Origin of the sequence: Bordetella parapertussis (assembly GCF_020735925.1) — a bacterium.
In the GTDB taxonomy this organism is placed as follows: Bacteria; Pseudomonadota; Gammaproteobacteria; order Burkholderiales; family Burkholderiaceae_B; genus Bordetella; species Bordetella pertussis.
Map to the genome: position 1 here is coordinate 2,070,321 of NZ_CP085971.1, position 17,509 is coordinate 2,087,829.

General features: G+C 69.6%; 17 protein-coding genes. 16 read left to right on the forward strand and 1 reads right to left on the reverse strand.

What is annotated here, in order from left to right; translation table 11 throughout:
• Nucleotides 1-31: 31 nt before the first annotated feature.
• Entirely contained in the window at nucleotides 32-1,744 is a 1,713-nt protein-coding gene (locus LK409_RS09905; protein WP_010926307.1) for a ShlB/FhaC/HecB family hemolysin secretion/activation protein, read from the reverse strand.
• Between the two features lie 456 nt (nucleotides 1,745-2,200).
• On the opposite strand from LK409_RS09905, the gene LK409_RS09910 reads away from it, so the two are divergent.
• The 16 genes from LK409_RS09910 (at nucleotide 2,201) to LK409_RS09985 (ending at nucleotide 17,459) form a co-directional block, all read left to right on the forward strand.
• On the forward strand, nucleotides 2,201-3,019 hold the full coding sequence (locus tag LK409_RS09910; RefSeq protein ID WP_010928508.1) for an MHYT domain-containing protein: 819 nt from the start codon (nucleotides 2,201-2,203) through the stop codon (nucleotides 3,017-3,019).
• A gap of 97 nt (nucleotides 3,020-3,116) precedes the next feature.
• The gene (locus tag LK409_RS09915) at nucleotides 3,117-3,293 is read left to right on the forward strand and encodes a Flp family type IVb pilin (protein ID WP_003810167.1); all 177 of its coding nucleotides are present in this window, start codon (nucleotides 3,117-3,119) and stop codon (nucleotides 3,291-3,293) included.
• A 69-nt stretch (nucleotides 3,294-3,362) separates the two neighbouring features.
• Complete coding sequence (locus LK409_RS09920; protein ID WP_010928509.1) at nucleotides 3,363-3,893, forward strand: prepilin peptidase; 531 nt, start codon at nucleotides 3,363-3,365, stop codon at nucleotides 3,891-3,893.
• A complete protein-coding gene (locus LK409_RS09925) occupies nucleotides 3,854-4,297 on the forward strand; it encodes a TadE/TadG family type IV pilus assembly protein (protein ID WP_010928510.1) in 444 nt (147 codons plus the stop codon). Before LK409_RS09920 ends, LK409_RS09925 begins: the two co-directional genes overlap by 40 nt.
• Before the next feature lies 1 nt (nucleotide 4,298).
• A complete protein-coding gene (locus tag LK409_RS09930) occupies nucleotides 4,299-4,775 on the forward strand; it encodes a TadE/TadG family type IV pilus assembly protein (RefSeq protein ID WP_010928511.1) in 477 nt (158 codons plus the stop codon).
• Nucleotides 4,772-5,713 (forward strand): Flp pilus assembly protein CpaB, encoded by a 942-nt coding sequence (cpaB, locus tag LK409_RS09935; RefSeq protein ID WP_010928512.1) that lies wholly within the window; start codon nucleotides 4,772-4,774, stop codon nucleotides 5,711-5,713. The genes LK409_RS09930 and cpaB overlap by 4 nt, the downstream gene beginning before the upstream one ends.
• 55 nt (nucleotides 5,714-5,768) lie before the next feature.
• Nucleotides 5,769-7,115, forward strand: a complete 1,347-nt coding sequence (locus LK409_RS09940; protein WP_003810175.1) for a type II and III secretion system protein family protein — start codon at nucleotides 5,769-5,771, stop codon at nucleotides 7,113-7,115.
• Nucleotides 7,112-8,461 (forward strand): pilus assembly protein CpaE, encoded by a 1,350-nt coding sequence (locus tag LK409_RS09945; RefSeq protein ID WP_010928513.1) that lies wholly within the window; start codon nucleotides 7,112-7,114, stop codon nucleotides 8,459-8,461. Before LK409_RS09940 ends, LK409_RS09945 begins: the two co-directional genes overlap by 4 nt.
• 8 nt (nucleotides 8,462-8,469) lie before the next feature.
• Nucleotides 8,470-9,825: a CpaF family protein gene (locus LK409_RS09950; protein WP_003810179.1), complete on the forward strand. Its 1,356-nt coding sequence runs from the start codon at nucleotides 8,470-8,472 to the stop codon at nucleotides 9,823-9,825.
• Nucleotides 9,822-10,742, forward strand: a complete 921-nt coding sequence (locus LK409_RS09955) for a type II secretion system F family protein (RefSeq protein WP_010928514.1) — start codon at nucleotides 9,822-9,824, stop codon at nucleotides 10,740-10,742. Before LK409_RS09950 ends, LK409_RS09955 begins: the two co-directional genes overlap by 4 nt.
• Before the next feature lie 8 nt (nucleotides 10,743-10,750).
• Nucleotides 10,751-11,737, forward strand: a complete 987-nt coding sequence (locus LK409_RS09960) for a type II secretion system F family protein (RefSeq protein ID WP_010928515.1) — start codon at nucleotides 10,751-10,753, stop codon at nucleotides 11,735-11,737.
• Entirely contained in the window at nucleotides 11,737-12,582 is an 846-nt protein-coding gene (locus LK409_RS09965) for a tetratricopeptide repeat protein (protein ID WP_010928516.1), read from the forward strand. The genes LK409_RS09960 and LK409_RS09965 overlap by 1 nt, the downstream gene beginning before the upstream one ends.
• Before the next feature lie 18 nt (nucleotides 12,583-12,600).
• Complete coding sequence (locus tag LK409_RS09970; RefSeq protein ID WP_010928517.1) at nucleotides 12,601-13,014, forward strand: DUF3613 domain-containing protein; 414 nt, start codon at nucleotides 12,601-12,603, stop codon at nucleotides 13,012-13,014.
• A gap of 13 nt (nucleotides 13,015-13,027) precedes the next feature.
• A complete protein-coding gene (locus LK409_RS09975; RefSeq protein WP_041937207.1) occupies nucleotides 13,028-15,271 on the forward strand; it encodes a TadG family pilus assembly protein in 2,244 nt (747 codons plus the stop codon).
• Between the two features lie 21 nt (nucleotides 15,272-15,292).
• Nucleotides 15,293-16,684 carry a sigma 54-interacting transcriptional regulator gene (locus tag LK409_RS09980; protein ID WP_003810188.1) on the forward strand — a complete coding sequence of 464 codons (1,392 nt, stop codon included), beginning with the start codon at nucleotides 15,293-15,295 and terminating at the stop codon, nucleotides 16,682-16,684.
• A 79-nt stretch (nucleotides 16,685-16,763) separates the two neighbouring features.
• Complete coding sequence (locus LK409_RS09985) at nucleotides 16,764-17,459, forward strand: DUF2968 domain-containing protein (RefSeq protein WP_003810189.1); 696 nt, start codon at nucleotides 16,764-16,766, stop codon at nucleotides 17,457-17,459.
• Nucleotides 17,460-17,509: the final 50 nt, after the last annotated feature.

Sequence of the window (17,509 nt, forward strand, 5' to 3'; positions counted from 1 at the left end):
TTACGTAACGTTCCGCCGTGTTGCCCGTGTTTCAGAGCGCGTCGTAGAACAGCGAGTAGTTGGCGTTGAAGCGCACGTCGCGATCGCCGTTGACCGTGCTGGAGCCGACCGGCTTGGCGACATTGAAGTCGAACAGGTAGAACTTGTCGTCGGTAAAGCGCACGCCCAGCGAGAGCGACGAGAGGTGGCGTTCGTTGAGTTCCTGCAGGCCCTTGTTGTTGTACCAGGTGCGCGCATAGTCGGCCATGGCGTAGGGCTGCACCGCGCTCAGGTAGCGCCAGCCCAGCCCGAAGCGGCGGTTGATTTCGGCCGACACGCCCACGCCCTTGTCGCCGCTTTGCTCGCCCTGCGGGTAGCCCATGGCGAAGCGCCAACTGCCGAACGACACCTGTTCCGAACTGGGCAGGATGTCGCTGCTGTATTGGCCGGCGCCGGACAGGACCAGGCCGAATTGCGCCGGCAGGGTAAAGGCCTGGCGCACGTTCAGGTTGAAGCGGGTGAAGTCGAGATCGACGTCGGGAATCGCCGAATAGCCGTAGTTGGTATCGATCGACTTTTTCGCGCCCATGGCGTCGAAGCCCTTGGACACCGACACGGTCAGGTCGGTGGAGCGTTGCGGCAGGATGTCGATGTAGCGCAATTCGGCCGTGGCTGCGCGCACGCGGGTGTCCTGTTGCAGCCACCGGTCGCTGTCGCGGTGGGTGTAGCGGTCCTTGGCGTTGACGGCATACATGCCCAGCGTACCGGTCAGCGAGCGCTGATTGTTCAAGAGGAACGGATAGCTCACGCCCACGCCGATGCGGTCATTGGTGACCTTGCGGTCAAAGCCCAGGTATTCGATGGCGTCGTCCTGCGGTTTGGCCTGGTAGTGGTAGCCGTCGACCTTGATCGAGAAGCCGTCGGCGCCGATGGGCAGGCGCGCTTCGCCGGCAACATATTTCACGTCGTCGCTGTTGAGCGGGATGCTGGTGGTCAGTTTGAGTTGTTCGCCCAGCGGCGTGAGGCTGTGCGCGCCCAGGTCGACCAGCGGCTGCATGCCGGTGCCCAGGTCGGCCACGCCGCCGTTGGCGGTGAACTTGCCGTGGGTGGCCGCGATCACCAGTTCGGTGGCGCCGTCGGCCCGGCGCGGCAGATCCAGCGACGGCGTGATTTTCACGCCCGGCACGATGCGCATCAGGTTGAGCTGGCGCTCCAGCGTGGCCTGGGTCAGCGGCTTTTCCGCCAGCAGCGGGCCGGCCAGGGTTTCCAGCCTGCCCTTGGCGTTGCCGATGTCCCCATCGATGCGCACATTGCCGATATGGCCTTCCACCACGGTGACCACCACCAGGCCGTTGGCGAAGTCCTGGTTCTGCACCAGCGCGAACGACAGCGGATAGCCGCTCGAACGGTACAGCTCGGTGATCCTGTCCACCTGCTGCACCAGTTGCGCCACGGTGATTTCCTTGCCGGCCAGCGGCGTCAGGAACGCCGCCACCTGGTCGAATGGCAAGGCATGCACGCCGGCCACGTCGAAATTGCGCGGCACGATGCGCTGCGCCAGGCGCGCCTGCACGGCGCGCTGTTCAGGCGTGGGCGCCTGCAGGGCAGGCGCTGGCGCGGCGGGCGCGGTCGGTCGTTCGAGCTGCGGCAGCGCGTCGACCGGATTGCCGCGCAACGGGCCGTCGGCGCGGCTGGCGGCCGGCAACGCCGCCAGGCCGGCGACAAGGGAACAGCAAAACAGATCCGTGGCGATTGTGCGTTTCATTGATTTTGTGTCTGCAGCTTGGAATTAATCGGAAATCTGTCAGTACGCGGAGCAATGTATATCGTCTCCGAATATTGCAATTATTTGCATTATTTTCTATTCGTGATACCAGGGAATGCGCCATGAATGCTGCAAAACTCATGACAATCATTTCATGGCGAATCAAACTTTTCCTGTTTTTGATCCATTAATGAGAAATTCTGCCATCTAAGCGCCTAAAAAAGCGAGTTACTGCCAATTCGAAGAATATCCGTTGCACAAAATATGTCTCAATAATACGAATGTCGGGGTAAACCCTGATGGCAATGAAAAGTTAATAGATAAGACTAGATAAACATTTCAAAACAAAAGATTGCGGATTTTGAGGTTGTTGTCCATAAATCAGCGCGGGTATTCGAGGCGGCACATGAAATCGACTGGCGGGACGCGAACGTTGAATCTGGCGAGGGGGCGGTCATGAGTCCGGGCGACATCGTGCCGCTTGCGCTGCAGCCCGGCGTGGTTGCGTTGTCGTTCCTGATCGCGTTTTTCGGTTCGTATGTCGCATTGGTGGCCGCGGCGCGGATCCGCACCAGCGCCCAGGATGGCGTGAACGTGCGCGGCTTCGTGCTGATCGCCGCCGTGTCCATGGGCGGGATCGGCATATGGGGAATGCACTTCATCGGCATGCAGGCGCAGCGGATGCCGTTCGAAGTCGGTTATGCCCTGTGGCTCACCTTGCTCAGCGCCGCGGTGGCGGTGGCGTTCTCGGGCATGGCCTTCTGGTATGTCGGGCGCCAGGCGTTCGGCCTGGGGCGTTGCGTGGTGGCCGGGAGGCTGGCCGGACTGGGCGTGGCGGCGATGCACTACATCGGCATTGGCGCCATGCGCATGCCGGCGGTGTTCCTGTGGAACGTGGAGCTGGTGGCGCTGTCCGTGGCGGTGGCGATGGCCAGCGCGATCGTGGCGCTGTGGCTGGCGTTCAACGTCCAGCGCGAATGGCAGCGCGTGGCCGCCGCGGCGGTGATGGGGCTGGCGGTGTGCGGCATGCATTACACGGGGGCCGCGGCCGGCGTGGTGGTCTGTACGACGGCGCAGACATTCGCCGATGTGCAGGTGGGCGGCGTGGCCTTGCCCTATGTGGCGTTCGCCGGCGCGCTGGCGGTTTTGCTGGCCATGCGCTGGCAACTGCATCGCAGCTACCGCGGCCACCAGGACCGCACGGCCCGCCGCATCGATGCCTTGCTGCGCGAGACGACAACCGGGCGGCCCGCGAGTGGCCATCCGGGCAGATGAAGGAATCCCGCCGCCGCGGCGGCGGGATGCAAGCGTGGCGTCGCGGTTGGACGCCGTTGATGAGTGAAGTCGTAACAACCTTATCTGGAGGCACAGCATGCTTACCCAATTGAAGAACTTCTGGCACGACGAGGAAGGCGCCACCGCCATCGAGTATGGCCTCATCGTGGGCCTGATCGCGGTTGTCATCATTGGCTCGGTGTCGCTGCTGGGCGAGACGCTCAAGGGCTTCTTCGACACCATTCAGACGGAACTGAGCGCGGAAGCGCCGTAGTAGGGGGCCTGGCAGACGCTGGTCGGGTGCCCGCCCGAGGGCGCCGACGGCGTCGGCACGGAAGCAGGAGTGGAAAATTTGTTGAGGGAGCACGTGTGGTGGGCTGTTTATGTCGCCTTCAACTTGCTGGTCGTCTTTTACGATCTGCGCGTGCGCCGGGTGCCGAATCGGCTGCTGATCGCGGCGGCGCTGGCGCAGTGCGCCTGGCTGGCCTGGCACGCATGGGGCGTGCAGGCCACGCCGGCGGCCGGCGCGCGCGGCTGGTCCGATGCCGGGCTGGGTTTCGTGCTGGGTATGGCCTTCGTACTGGTGTGGCGCATGCGCCTGATGGGCGCGGGCGACGTCAAATATCTGGCGGTGCTGGGGCTGGCGATTGGCGCCTGCCCCTGGCTGCTGGTGCTGGTGCTGGTGCTGGCCGGGCTGCCCAGCCTTGCGCATGCGCTGGCGCAGGGTTTCCAGGTGGTGCGCGACCCGCGCAAGCCGCGGCGCGGCATCCCGTACGCCGCCTATCTGGCGCTGGCCGCCATCAGTCTGGGGCTTATGCCGTCGAGTTCGCCCTGGTGTTCGTGGTGTTCTTCGTGGTTCTTTACGGCGGTTTGACCTGGGCCTTCATTTTCGCGGCGCAACAGTCGCTCAACCACGCGGCCGAGGAAGGCGCGCGCGCCGCGCTGCAGTGGCCCGGCAGCACCGCGCTCGAGCCGCGCGCGGCGCGCGCAGGCCAATTGGCCGGACAGTACGCCGACTGGGGGCGCCGCATGGGCGGCGCGCCGGCCACCGTTACGGTGTGCGGCAGCGGCGGGCCGATCGGCGGGCTGGCGGGCGGCCCGTGCAGCGGCATCGCGCTGGCGGCCGACCAGATCGAAGTGCTGGTGCGCTATCCCTACGCGCAGGCGCCGCTGGTGCCGCTGTTGCCCGGCATGGGCGTGGCGGTGCCCGGCACGCTCAGCGCACGCGCTTCGGTGCGCGTGGGCGGGCCGGTGACCGCGGCGGGCGAGGGGGCCTGAGATGCGCGCCATTTCCTTTCCGTCCCGGCGGCGCGCCCAGCGCGGTGCGGCAGCCGTGGAGTTTGCGCTGGTGATCCTGCTGATGCTGGCGCTGATGCTGGGAGTGCTGGGCTATGGCGCCCTGTTCTGGGCCCAGCAGAAACTGAGCAAGGCGGCCGGCGAGGGCGCGCAGGCGCTGCTGCAGGCCAACCTGCGCGGCGCGGCCGCCAGCGGCGTGGCCGGCTGCGAGGCGGCGCGCCAGGAGGCGGGCTGGCTGGCCATCGAGTGCGTCAGCGAGACGCTGGACTGCGCCTGGACGGCCAGCGACGGCGGGCCGGCGGCGTGCGCGCAGGTGCGGGTCCGCTATGAACTGGCAGGCTGGCCGCTGTTGGCCACGCTGCGGGGCGCGGCCGGCGCCGTCCCCGGCGCGCGCGCCTGGTTTCCCGATGTATTGGGTGCGCAAGCCATCGTGCAGATCGCGCAGGAGCCTACGACATGAGTACCGTCGCGAAAATTGCCGCCGCCGTCCTGGCGCTGGTGGCGCTGGGGCTGGGTTATGCCGCCTTCATGCTGGCTACCCGTCCGGCGCCGCCGCCGCCCAAGCCGGTGGCGCAGCGCGCCAGCGCGGCGCTGCCGACCTACCCGGTGGTGGTGGCCGGCAAGCCCATCGCCGCGGGCGACCGCCTGGCCGCCGAACTGTTGAAGATCGAGCGCTGGCCGGTGCAGCCGGCCAATGGATACGCCGAATCCGAGGCGTTGCTGGGGCAAATGGTGCGCCAGGACATCCCCGCGGGCGAGCCCGTGACCGCGCCGATGCTGGCGCGCGGCCTGGCCCGCCACCTCGCGCCCGGCGAGCGCGCCGTCACCATCGCGGTGGACGAACTGAGCGGCGCCCAGAACCGCATCCTGCCCGGCGACCTGGTCGATGTGTTCGTGGTCATGGACCGCGGCATCGAGGTGCCTGGCACGCAGACCCGCCTGCTGCAATCGCGCATCAAGGTGCTGGCCTATGGCCAGCGTTCGGTCGACGGGCCGCCGCAGGGCGAGGAAAAGCCGTCTGTCGCGCAACGCGGCCAGCCGCCCGCGGCGCCGCGCAACGCCATGCTGGCGGTGCCGGTCGAACGCGTGAACGAATTGCTGCTGGCGGCCAAGGCAGGGCGCCTGCAGCTGGTGCTGCGCTCGCCCGAGGATGTCGACGTGCCGGACCTGGCGCTGTTTCCCGAGCGCGCGCCGGTACTGGCGCTGCGCGCGGGCCTGACGGCGGAGCAGCAGCGCGATGGCAAGGATGGCATGAACCAGGCCTATGCGGGAGAAATACTGCCGCAACTGGCCGGGCCTACCGCCGCGCCCGTGCCCAAGCCGCGCGCGGCGGGCGGCGGGGGCGGACGCAGTATCGAGGTGGTGCGCGGCGGCGACGTGCAGGCAGTGCGCTATTGACGAACAGCTTGCCGCGCCGGCCGGCGCGGCATGACGCAGACAGGAAGCAGGGCGAATGAAACAGCATAAGGTCGGCAGGCACTGGGCAGGATGGGCGATGGCGCTGGCGTGCCTGGGCGCGGCCGCGCCGCTAGCGGCGCAGCCGGCGGCGGCCGGGGCCGCGCAGGCGCGCGAACTGCTGCTGGAGGTCAAGGGCCAGCAGCCGTTGCGCCTGGACGCCGCGCCGTCGCGCGTGGCGATCGCCGATCCGCAGGTCGCCGACGTCAAGGTGCTGGCGCCCGGCGTGGGCCGCCCGGGCGAGGTGCTGCTGATCGGCCGGCAGGCCGGCACCACCGAGCTGCGGGTCTGGAGCCGCGGCTCGCGCGACCCGCAGGTCTGGACCGTGCGCGTGCTGCCGCAAGTGCAGGCCGCGCTGGCGCGGCGCGGCGTCGGCGGCGGCGCGCAGGTCGACATGGCTGGCGACAGCGGCGTGGTCACCGGCATGGCGCCCTCGGCCGAGGCGCATCGCGGCGCGGCCGAGGCTGCCGCGGCCGCCGCGGGCGGCAACGACAAAGTGGTCGACATGTCGCAGATCAACACCAGCGGCGTGGTGCAGGTGGAAGTGAAAGTGGTCGAGCTGGCGCGCTCGGTCATGAAGGATGTCGGGATCAATTTCAGGGCCGACAGCGGCCCGTGGTCGGGCGGCGTGTCGCTGCTGCCGGACCTGGCCAGCGGCGGCATGTTCGGCATGCTGTCCTATACCAGCCGCGATTTCAGCGCGTCGCTGGCGCTGCTGCAAAACAACGGCATGGCACGCGTCCTGGCCGAGCCGACGCTGCTGGCCATGTCGGGCCAGAGCGCCAGCTTCCTGGCCGGCGGCGAGATTCCGATTCCGGTATCGGCCGGCCTGGGCACGACCTCGGTGCAGTTCAAGCCCTTCGGCATCGGCCTGACGGTCACGCCCACGGTCATCTCGCGCGAGCGCATCGCGCTGAAGGTGGCGCCCGAAGCCAGCGAACTGGACTACGCCAACGGCATTTCCAGCATCGACAGCAACAATCGCATCACGGTGATCCCGGCGTTGCGAACCCGCAAGGCCGACACCATGGTGGAGCTGGGCGATGGCGAGACATTCGTCATCAGCGGCCTGGTTTCGCGCCAGACCAAGGCCAGCGTCAACAAGGTGCCGCTGTTGGGCGACCTGCCCATCATCGGGGCGTTCTTCCGCAACGTGCAGTATTCCCAGGAGGATCGCGAATTGGTGATCGTGGTCACGCCGCGCCTGGTTCGCCCCATCGCGCGCGGTGTCACGCTGCCCTTGCCGGGCGCGCGCCAGGAGGTCAGCGACGCTGGCTTCAACGCCTGGGGCTATTACCTGCTGGGTCCGATGAGCGGCCAGCAGATGCCGGGCTTTTCACAGTGACGAACATGAAGACACACGCTCGCGAATGGGCGGCTCTGGACAAGAGCGCCTGCTTTCTCTTCTGTTCCGGCGATAACGACGTGGCGCAGCAGCTGGGCCATGCCATCGGCGACCTGGGCCTGCTGATGCAGGAACTGCCCGAGCCCGAACAGCTGGCGCGCCGTCTCGCGGACATCGACCCGCAGGTGGTGTTCCTCGACTTCACCGGCGGACAGGCCGATCCGGGCAAGTTGCTGCTGGCCGCCGACCTGGCGCGCGTGCTGGCGCGGGTGGCGCCGGCCGTGCCGCGCGTGGCGGTCGGTTATCTGGCCCAGCCGGACGGCGCCATTGCCGCCCTGCGCGCCGGGGTGAGCGACTTCGTCGATCCGTCGGTCTCGCCCGACGAGGTGCACGGCGTGGTGCAGCGCCTGGTCTCCAACCGCCGCGTTAGCGGCGGTTCGGGCGGCGAACACCGCAGCGTGCTGATCCTCGGCGCGCGCCCCGGCGTGGGCGCGAGCACGCTGGCCGTGCACATGGCGGGCCTGACGCAGGAGCGCATGGCGCAGGCGGCCCTGGCGCGCCAGGGCGCGGTGGCCGGCAAGCCGGCCCGCTCGGCCGAGGTCATGGCCGCGCAATTGCCGCTGTCCGACCGCGTCGGCGTGCTGGACCTGGGCTGGCCGATCGGCGATTGCCTGCTTTACCTGAACATCAGCAGCGACTTCGATTTCGCCGAAGCCGCCCGCAACCTGAGCCGTCTGGACGGCACCCTGCTCAATTCGGCCATGGCGCACACCGCGTCGGGCGTCAGCGCGCTGGCGCTGCCGCGCGAGGTCGAGCAGGTGCGCGCGCTGTCGCCCAACGACTCGCTGCTGTTGTTCGAGCGCCTGCGCCAGCACTACGGCACGCTGGTCACCGACGCCGGCGGCCTGGCCAATCCGGAATTCGTCGCCAAGCTGGCGCGCGCCTCGCACGAAACCTGGCTGGTTACCGACCAGAGCGTCAGCGCCCTGGTATCGCTGGCCGGCGCCGTGCAGGAGCTCGAGCAGTTCCACGTCGAGAAGTCGGCCCTGCGGCTGGTGGTCAACCGCTACGACGAACGCTATGGCATGAGCGCGGCGCAGATCGCCGAACGCTTCGGGCTGGAACTGGCCGGCACGCTGCCCGACCGCACGCTGCCGCTGATGGTCTGCACCAACCAGGGGCGCTTGCTGCACGAGCAGGCCGAACGGGATATCTACGTGCGGGCCGTGCAGACGCTGGTCGACCGGCTGCTGGCCGGCAGCGAGGCGCCGCGCGCGCGGCACAACAGCTGGCTGGCCAACTGGCTGCCTGGCGTGCATCGCTTAACCAATGTCGTTGAGAGCTGACATACATCATGATCATGCCGCCATCCATGGAATTCGGCGCCGCGGGCGGCGGCGAATTCATCGCGTCCGAACGCTTCCAGGACGTCAAGAACCAGGCCTACGAACACTTGTTGTCGCGCATCGAGGAACTCGGCGCCGAGTTCGGCCGCTGGACCCGCGCCGCCATCCAGGAATTCGTGGATATCGAGGTGGCCAGCTTCGTGCGACTGCGCCGGGTGGCCATCAATGAGGGCGAGCTGGGCCAGGTGGCCGCGGCGCTGACCAAGGAGCTGGCCGGCCTGGGGCCGCTGGAGGACCTGCTGAGCGACCACGACGTCGAGGACATCCTCATCAACGGCAGCGACAACGTGTTCGTGTCGCGCCGCGGCGTGCTGGCCCGCGAGACCGTGCGCTTCTCCGACAACCAGCATGTGTTGCGCATCGTGCGCCGCATCCTGGCCCCGCTGGGTCGCCGGCTGGACGAATCCAGCCCCATGGTCGACGCGCGCCTGCCCGACGGCGGACGCCTGAACGTGGTGATCGAGCCGCTGTCCGTCGACGGGCCCATGGTGTCGATCCGCAAGTTCCGCCAGGACCCGCTCAAGCCCAATGACCTGCTTACCCTGGGCTCGTTCAACGAGGACATCTTCCGCCTGCTCAATGCGGCGGTGAAAGGCCGCTGCAACATCCTGGTGTCGGGCGGCACCAGCTCGGGCAAGACCTCGCTGCTGAACGCGCTGGCATTCTTCATTCCCGAAACCGAACGCGTCGTCACGGTGGAGGACACGGCCGAGCTGTCGTTGAACCACCCGCATGTGGTGCGCCTGGAGGCGCGCCAGGGCGGCTTCGACGGCGCCGGCGCGGTCAGCATCCGCGACCTGATCCGCAACAGCCTGCGCATGCGGCCCGACCGCGTGGTGGTGGGCGAGGTGCGTGGCGCCGAAGTGATGGACATGCTGCAGGCCATGAACACCGGGCACGAAGGGTCCATGGCCACGATCCACGCCAACTCGCCGCGCGAATGCCTTTACCGGATCGAAATGCTGGCGGGATTCGCCGGCTTCCAGGGCAGCGAGGACAGCCTGCGCCGGCAGATCGCCAGCGCGCTGGACTTCATCGTGCAGATCGGGCGCCTGCCCAACGGCAAGCGGCGCGTCATTTCCATTACCGAAGTGACCGGCATGGGCGACGCGGTGATCGCCACGCAGGAGCTGTACCGCTACGAAGCCTATGCGACGCCCGACGGCGAGGAGAAGGACAACTGGGTGAGCCTGGGCATCCTGCCCCACACGCCCAAGCTGGCGCGCATGCGCAACGAATTGCGCGGCGCGGCGCCCGACAGCGAGCCCGAGGGCGGCGGCGGATTCTGGGGGCGCAGGCGATGAGCCTCATGGCCTGGCTCCTGGGCGCGCTGGCGCTGGCGCTGCTGGCGGCGGCGGCATTGCTGCTGCGGCAGGCGCGCGACGGCGCGCGCCGCCAGGCCAGCGAGGCCTTCCTGGAGCGCCAGCTCGAACTGCGGCCGGGCCAGCCCGAGGCCTCGCAGGCGCCCGCCGCGCGGCGCCGCCTGCCGATCTCGAACGGGGCCTGGCGGCAGCTGCTGCTGCGCGCCGGCGTCGAACCCACGCCGCGCTTTCTCGCCGCCTCGGTCGGCGCGCACGTGGGCGTGCCCGCGCTGGCCTGGCTGTTCGGCGGCTGGATATCGGCGGCGGCCGCCTTGTTGCTGGTCGCGCTGCTGTGGTACTTCCACCTCTGGCTCAAGGCCGACCGCCGGCGCATGGTGCATCAGTTGCCGACATTCCTGGACGCGCTGGTGCGCCTGATCACCATCGGCAACAGCGTCAATGCGGCGTTCCAGAATGCGCTGGGCAGCGTCGAGCAGCCGCTGCTGGAGGTCCTGCAGCGCGCCGACAGCCAGGTGCGCTCGGGCAAGGACCTGGACGCCGCCTTGCACCAGGTGTCGCGCCAGTACCAGCTGCGCGAGTTGTTCCTGGTGTCGGCCGTCATCGCGCTGGCCTTGCGCTTCGGCGGCCGCAGCGACCAGGTGCTCGAGCGCATGGCCGCGTTCATGCGCGACCTGGAGCAAGCGCGCGACGAATTGACCGCCCTGTCGGCCGAGGTGCGCCTGTCGGCCTGGATCCTGGCCTTGCTGCCCATCGGGCTGGCGCTGTTCATCATCATCTTCAACAACCAGCTGTTCATGGGCATGTGGCACGACCCCATGGGCTTTCGACTGCTGGTGTTCGCCATGCTGCTGCAGGCCGGGGGTTCGTACTGGCTGTATCGCATGGCCCGCTCGGTGTAGGACCCGCCATGGACAGACTGCTCGCCGATTCCCAGACCCGCATGCTGCTGGTGGCCGCGCTGCCGGTGCTGATGGTGGTCTGCGCGGTGGTGGGCGTGGCCCTGGTGGCGCGCGCCGGCCGCCAGCAACGCAGCCGCGCGGTCGTCGATCGCGCCCTGGCTGCGCGCGACGGCCACGTCGCCGAGCCGCCGCCGGCCGGCCGCATGGCCGCGGTGGCCAGCGCGGCCGAGCACGCCGGCGCGAAACTGGAGCACGGCAAGCTGGGCGACTCGCTGCTGGCCATCGACGACCGCAAGCTGATCGACGCCTGCGGGTTCCGCAATCCGGCGCGCGCCCGCGCCTGGTTCATGCTGGCGCGCCTGCTGCTGGCCGGCCTGGCGCCCCTGGCGGCGTGGCTGGTCTTGCGCGCGCGCCATGCCGAGATGCCGCTGGCCTATGTCGCGTGCGCCGTCTTCCTGGGCTTCGGGCTGGGCTGGATGGTGCCCAAATGGATGCTGCTGCGGCGCATCGCCAGGCGCCGCGAATGCGCCGAGGCGGAGCTGCCGCTGTTCATCGACCTGCTGCGCCTGCTGCAGGGCGTGGGCCTGTCGGTGGACCAGAGCATGCATGTGCTGATCCAGGATTTCCGCTCCGTCATGCCGGTGCTCGGCGGCGAGTTGAAGATCGCCGCAGAACAGTATGCCCGCGGGCGTACGCGCGAACAGTCGCTCAGCCGCCTGGCGCAGGGGTTCGACAACGACGACCTGAGCGCCATCTGCCGGCTCATCGTGCAGGTGGATCGCCACGGCGGCGCCGTGCAGGATCCGCTGGCGCGCTTCGCCGAGCGCGTGCGCGAGCGGCGCCGGCTCGAATTGAAGGCGCGGGTGGCGCGGCTGACGGTCAAGATGACCGGCGTCATGGTCGTGACGCTGCTGCCCGCGCTGCTGATCATCACCGGCGGCTCGGGCTTTGTCGCCTTGCTGCGCGGCATGTCGCAAGTCATGGGGGAAGGGTAATGAAACGATCACACCGTCTCGGCCTCGCGCTGGCGGCGGCCGCGCCGCTGCTGCTGGGCGGCTGCCAGACCAGCAACGTCGATACGGCCATGCAGCTGATGCAGCAACAGCAGCAGGAACAGGCGCTGGCGCAGCAGCGCGAGGACGCCGACGAGCGCAAGCGCCTGGCCGCCAAACCGGAGCTGGCGCTGTCGCTGATCCGCGAGGCGCAGCGGGAAGGGCGCTACTTCGCCTCGCTGGCCTACCTCGATGCCTACCGCCAGAATTTCGGCGACTCGCCCCAGGTGGCGGTCATGCGCGCCGACGCCTTGCGCATGACGGGCCAGATCGCGCAAAGCGAAAGCGCCTACCGCGCACTGACCGGCACCGACCAGGCCGCCGCCGTCGCCTGGCATGGCCTGGGCCTGCTGGCGGGCGGTCGCGGCGACTTCGACCAGGCGGCCGACTACCTGGCACGCGCGACGCGGCTGCGGCCCACCGACGCCAACATGCTCAACGATCTGGGCTATGCGCTGCTGCGGGCCGGCGATCCGCGCGGCGCGCGCCTGCCGCTGGGGCAGGCGGCCGAGCTGGCGCCCGCCAACGCCAAGGTGCTGGGCAACCTGGTCTTGCTGCTGCTGGTCGAGGGCGACTATGCCGGCGCGCGCCAGGTCATGGACCGCGCGGCGTTGAGTCCACAGGCGCGCCAGCGCGTGCAGGAACTGGCCAGCCAGACGCGCCACGCCGGCGTGTCCGCGGCCGCCGCGGTGCCGGTGGCGCAGGCCGCCGGCCGCGAGGCCATGGTGATGCCGGTGCTGCAGCGCCCGGTCATGGACCGCTTCGGCAATCCGCCGCTGCTGCAATGACCCCGACAGGAGATTCGCATGACCACCCATGATCTTCCCCGTTTCCTGCTGTGCGCGGCGCTGGCCGGCCTGGCCGCCGGCGCCGCGGCGCAGACCCATCCTCCCTTGACCGCGGCGCCCGCGGCCCCGGCCCCGGCTTCGGCCAGCCCGGCGCCGGCCGCCGAGCGGCCGGTGGTGCGGCAGGTCGCCGCGCCGGCCGCGCCCGCCGCCGCGGCCCCGGCGCCCGATGACGGCGCGGTCGGCGCGGTCACGCGCGGCCTGCTGGCCGCGCAGGCCGACGGCCGGCGCGCCGGGCCGGGCCTGCCCCTGCAGGGGCCGGTGGCCAGCGCCGCGTGGCAGCGCTACCTGGAGAGTTTCAGCCAGCCCGTTCCCCAGTGGTTCGGCGAGCGCATCGAGGACAACGTCGGTGGCTCGGGCGGCGGCGGGGGCTGAGGCGCCTGTGTCCATGAACGTCCCCCGCCCGCTGCGCGCGCGGCGCCGCCAGCGCGGCTCCATCCTGATCCCGGCGGCGCTGGCCATCCTGATCGGCGTGGCGCTGCTGGGCGCGGCGCAGCTGGGCTACTTCTTCTATATGAAGCGCGAGCTGCAGAAGACCGCCGATCTGGCCGCGCTGACCGGGGTGCAGGTGCTCAGCCCCGGCGACGAGGCCGCCTGCGCCGCCGCCGGCCAGGCCGTGCGGGCCAGCGTGCGCGCCAATCTGGGCAGCCGCGCCGACGAGGGGCTCAGCATCGAGCCCACCTGCTGGCGCTGGGCCCGCGACGAAGCCGAACTGGCGCCGCGCTATGTGCGCGAGCCGGCCGACGCCAGCGAACGCTACAACGCCGTGGCGGTGGTGCTCGGCATGCCGGTGCGGGCATTGTTTCCGTTCCTGGGCGGCCGCACCCTGGAAGTCGAGGCCATTGCCGCGCGCCCGGCCGATCCCATCGCGGCCTTCTCGGTCGGCACGGGCCTGCTGGCCACGGGGTCGGGCGAACTGACCCGGCTGCTCAAGCAGGTCGGGCTGGACATCGGCGGCACCGCCGTGCTGGGCTATGACAGCGGCCTGGCGGGCGTGAAGATCACCCCGGCCGGCCTGCTCAAGGAATTGGGCATCACGGTGCCGGCCGACATTTCGGTGGCCGACTTCAATCAACTGCTCTCGGCCAATGTCAGCGCGCTCGACGGCGTGCTCGACGCCGTGGTGCGCGCCGCCAGCCGCGACAGCCTGCTCGACGCCAACGTAGGTCTGGTGCAGGCCATCGAGACGGCGGTGGGCGTCAAGGACCTGGCGGTACGGCTGGGCTCGGAGACGGCCGAGCGCGCCAGCGGCCTGTTCGCCAACATCCAGGCTCCCGACGCCGCCTCGGCGCTCAATGTCGAACTCGACGCGCTGGAGGTGCTGGCCACCGCCATCGGCGTGGGCACCTCGGGCCATGCCATCGCCTGCGGCGTGGCCGTGCCCCTGCTGATGAGCGGGCCGGCGCGCTGCAGCGTGGTCGAGCCGCCGTCCATCGCCATCGGCGGCGTGGGCGCCACCGCCTATACCTCGCAGATCCGCGTGCATGCGCCGCTCAGGCTGGACACCGGCTCGCTGCTGGGCGGGCTGGTGCGGCTGGACCTCGACATTCCGCTTACCGTCGACGTGGTCAATGGCCATGGCACCATCGAGGCGCTGTGCCACGCGCGCGACGCCGCCGGCCGCGACCTGGCCGTCGTCAGCACCCGCTCGTCGCTGCTCAAGATCTGCCTGGGCGGCCCGCCGGCCGGGCTGACGGGCCCTGAACTGGCCAACTGGCCATTCTCCACCACGGCCAGCTGCGACGAGAACCTGACGCGCAAGCGCCTGCTGGGGCTGGAGCTGAACCTGCTGGGCAAGCGCGTCAACCTCGCCTCGCTCAACCCCGACCCGCCGCTGGTCGTCCCGGCGCTGCAGACCACCAGCGAAGACGACTACTACGCGGGCCAGCGCCGTTCGCTGGGCAACGAACTGGCGCTGGGCGATACGGTGAAGGACTTGGTCGATGCCTTGCTGGCCGCGCTGATCGGCAACTCCCTGCAGGGCGGCGCGGGCCTGGGCGGCGGCGACCAGGGCGAATTGCGCAAGGACCTGGCCGGCAAGATCTGGGCCGACACCGCCGCCGAGGTGGCCGCCTGTACGCCCGGGGCGTCTGGCAAGGCCGGCTACGACTGCCGGCGCGCCCGCTGGTCGCGCGGCATCGAGAACATCGAGAACTATTCGAACGGCCTGACCGGTTTCCTGGGCGGGCTGAGCGCCAACACGCTGGGCCTGCTGGGCAACCTGGTGACGCTGGACGTGGTGGGATTGCTGGGCAACGTGGTCGGCCTGGTCGGCAACCTGGTCGATCTGCTGGGCGACATCCTGGGCGGCATCCTGGGCGTGCTGTTTCCCACCAACCAGTGCGCGACCTGGTCGCTGCTGGGCGGCTACCAGGGCAGCGAGGCGGGCTGCGTCAACGAGTTGGGCAAGGCCCTGGCCAACAGCACGCCGCCTTCCGGCGGCAATCCCCCCAACGCGATCGTCGTGCTGCTGGGCTATCTGCTCAAGCCGCTGGCCGACATCCTCAACATGATCGGCGCCGACCTGCTGCGGCCCCTCATCGAAAACGTGCTGGGCCTGCGCCTGGGCGTGACCGATGTGCACATGATGTCGATCGATTGCGATGGCAAAGGAGTACAGCTTGTTTATTGATTCGACTTTCCGGAGGCACACATGAGCGACCAGGCACCGGCTTGCGACGCTGTCGATGTGTATGTCTGGGAAGGCACTTCGGACATCGCCTTTCGCGCCGAGCGCGCCCTGGCCGGTTATGAGGCGACGGTCATCCACGTCGACAATTCGGTCGCCCTGCCGCCGTCGCGCGACGCGGCGCGTCCGGCCGTGGGGCTGGTGTCGGTCAGCGTCATGGGCGATGCGCGCTTTGCTGGATTCGACTGGCTGGCCACCCAGGGCATCCCGGTGATCTGGGTGGCCGGCGAGGAACGCAACCACGATCCGCGCTACTACGCGCCGGCGTACTCGTACACCTTGCCCTTGGCCTTCACCGGCGCCGAGCTGCGCCGCCTGCTGTTCCGGCTGGCCGGCGTGGCGCGCGCGGCGGCCGTCGACGAACCGCGCCCGGCGCCTGCGATGATCGCGGTTTCGCCCGCCATGCGCGGCCTGCTGGCCGAGGCCGAGATGTTCGCCGACGCGCGCGCCAACGTGCTGGTCCACGGCGAGACCGGCGTCGGCAAGGAGCGCATCGCGCGCCTGCTGCACGACCAGTCGTCCTGGGCCGGCGGACCGTTCGTGGCGGTGAACTGCGGCGCCATTCCGGAAGGCCTGTTCGAGGCCCATTTCTTCGGCCACGCCAAGGGCGCGTTCACCGGCGCCGTCGGCGCGCACAAAGGCTACTTCGAGCAGGCCAGCGGCGGCACGCTGTTCCTGGACGAAATCGGCGACCTGCCTTCGTACCAGCAGGTCAAGCTGCTGCGCGTGCTCGAGCAAAGCTCGGTGACGCGGCTCGGCTCCACCGTGGCGATCCCGGTCGAGTTCCGGCTGGTCGCGGCGACCAACAAGGACTTGCGCGCCCTGGTGGCGCAGGGCGAGTTCCGCGCCGACCTGTACTATCGCCTGGCCGTCATCGAGCTGCACATTCCCAATCTCGAAGCGCGCGGCGGCGCCGAAAAAACGGCGATCTTCGCCGCCTTGCTCAGGCAGCAGGGCATCGAGGACGAGCCGCCGGCCTGGCTGTTGCAGCGCGTGGCCGCCGCGCGCTATCCGGGCAACGTGCGCGAGCTGTCGAACCTGGCCGAACGCGTCGCCATACTGCGGCGCCAATTGCGCGCCTGGGACCAGCCGCGCATCGAGCAGGTGTTCGAGCGCCACGCCCAGGCCACCCCGCTGGCGCCCGCCACCCCCGGCGATGCCGACGCGCCGGCCTTCAACGCGGCCGAGCGCGCCGAGCGCGAGCGCGTGCTGGCCGCCCTGGAGGCCAATGGCTGGCGCCGCCAGGACACCGCGCACCACCTGGGGATCAGCCGCAAAGTGCTGTGGGAGAAAATGCGCAAGCTGCGGCTGGGCGAAGCGCAGGCCGAAACGGCCGATGGCGTGGCCGATCCGTAACCGACCGGGTTGGGCCACGGGTCTTACGAAACCGCACGATAAGTTGCTATAGTTGAAAGATTATTGCTGAGGGGAAGGAATGAAAATCCGCTATCTGGGCGCCGGCGCGCGACTGACCGTCGCCGGCCTGGCCCTGTCCAGCCTGGCCGCCTGCGCCAGCGCGCAATCGGAAAGCCGGCCGGTGGTGCAGCAGGTCGAGGAAAAACAGGCTGCCGCCGCGCCGGTCGAGCCGCCGGCCCCCGCGCCCGCCGCGCGTCCCGCCTCCACGGTCAGCGAGCTGCAAGGCCTGATCCAGGCGCGCCAGGTGTCGGAATTGCGTACGACCTACAACGGCAGTTATGGCGCCAGCCTGCTCTACAAGCCGGACGAGCTCACCTATTATGTCGCGCTTTTCCAACAAAAGGATTTCTGGCGCGTACTCAAGACCAAGTCGGTGAACCAGGCCGAGTCCACCTACCGCGCGTTCGCCAGCAAGACGGCGGAACTGGCCGAGGTCGATATCCAGCGTATCCGCCTGCAGGCCGAGTACGCGCATGCGGAGAAGCAGCTCGGCGCGCGCAACGCCGAACTGACGGCGCTGCAGGCCGACCAGGCGCTGCGCCAGCAGCAGGAGCAGCAGGTCGCGGTGCGGCAGGCCCAGTCGCGCCAGGAAGCGGATTCGCTGTCCGAACAGCGCCAAGAAGTGCGCAGCCAGCTGCGCGCCATGCAGCGCCAGATCGACGCCTTGCAGGCCGAGCAGGCACGCGTCGCGGCGCCGGCCAGGCGCGGCAAGTAAGACAGGCCGGACGGCGCGGCAGCCCGCCGCGCCGTATGGCGGGGCGGGGC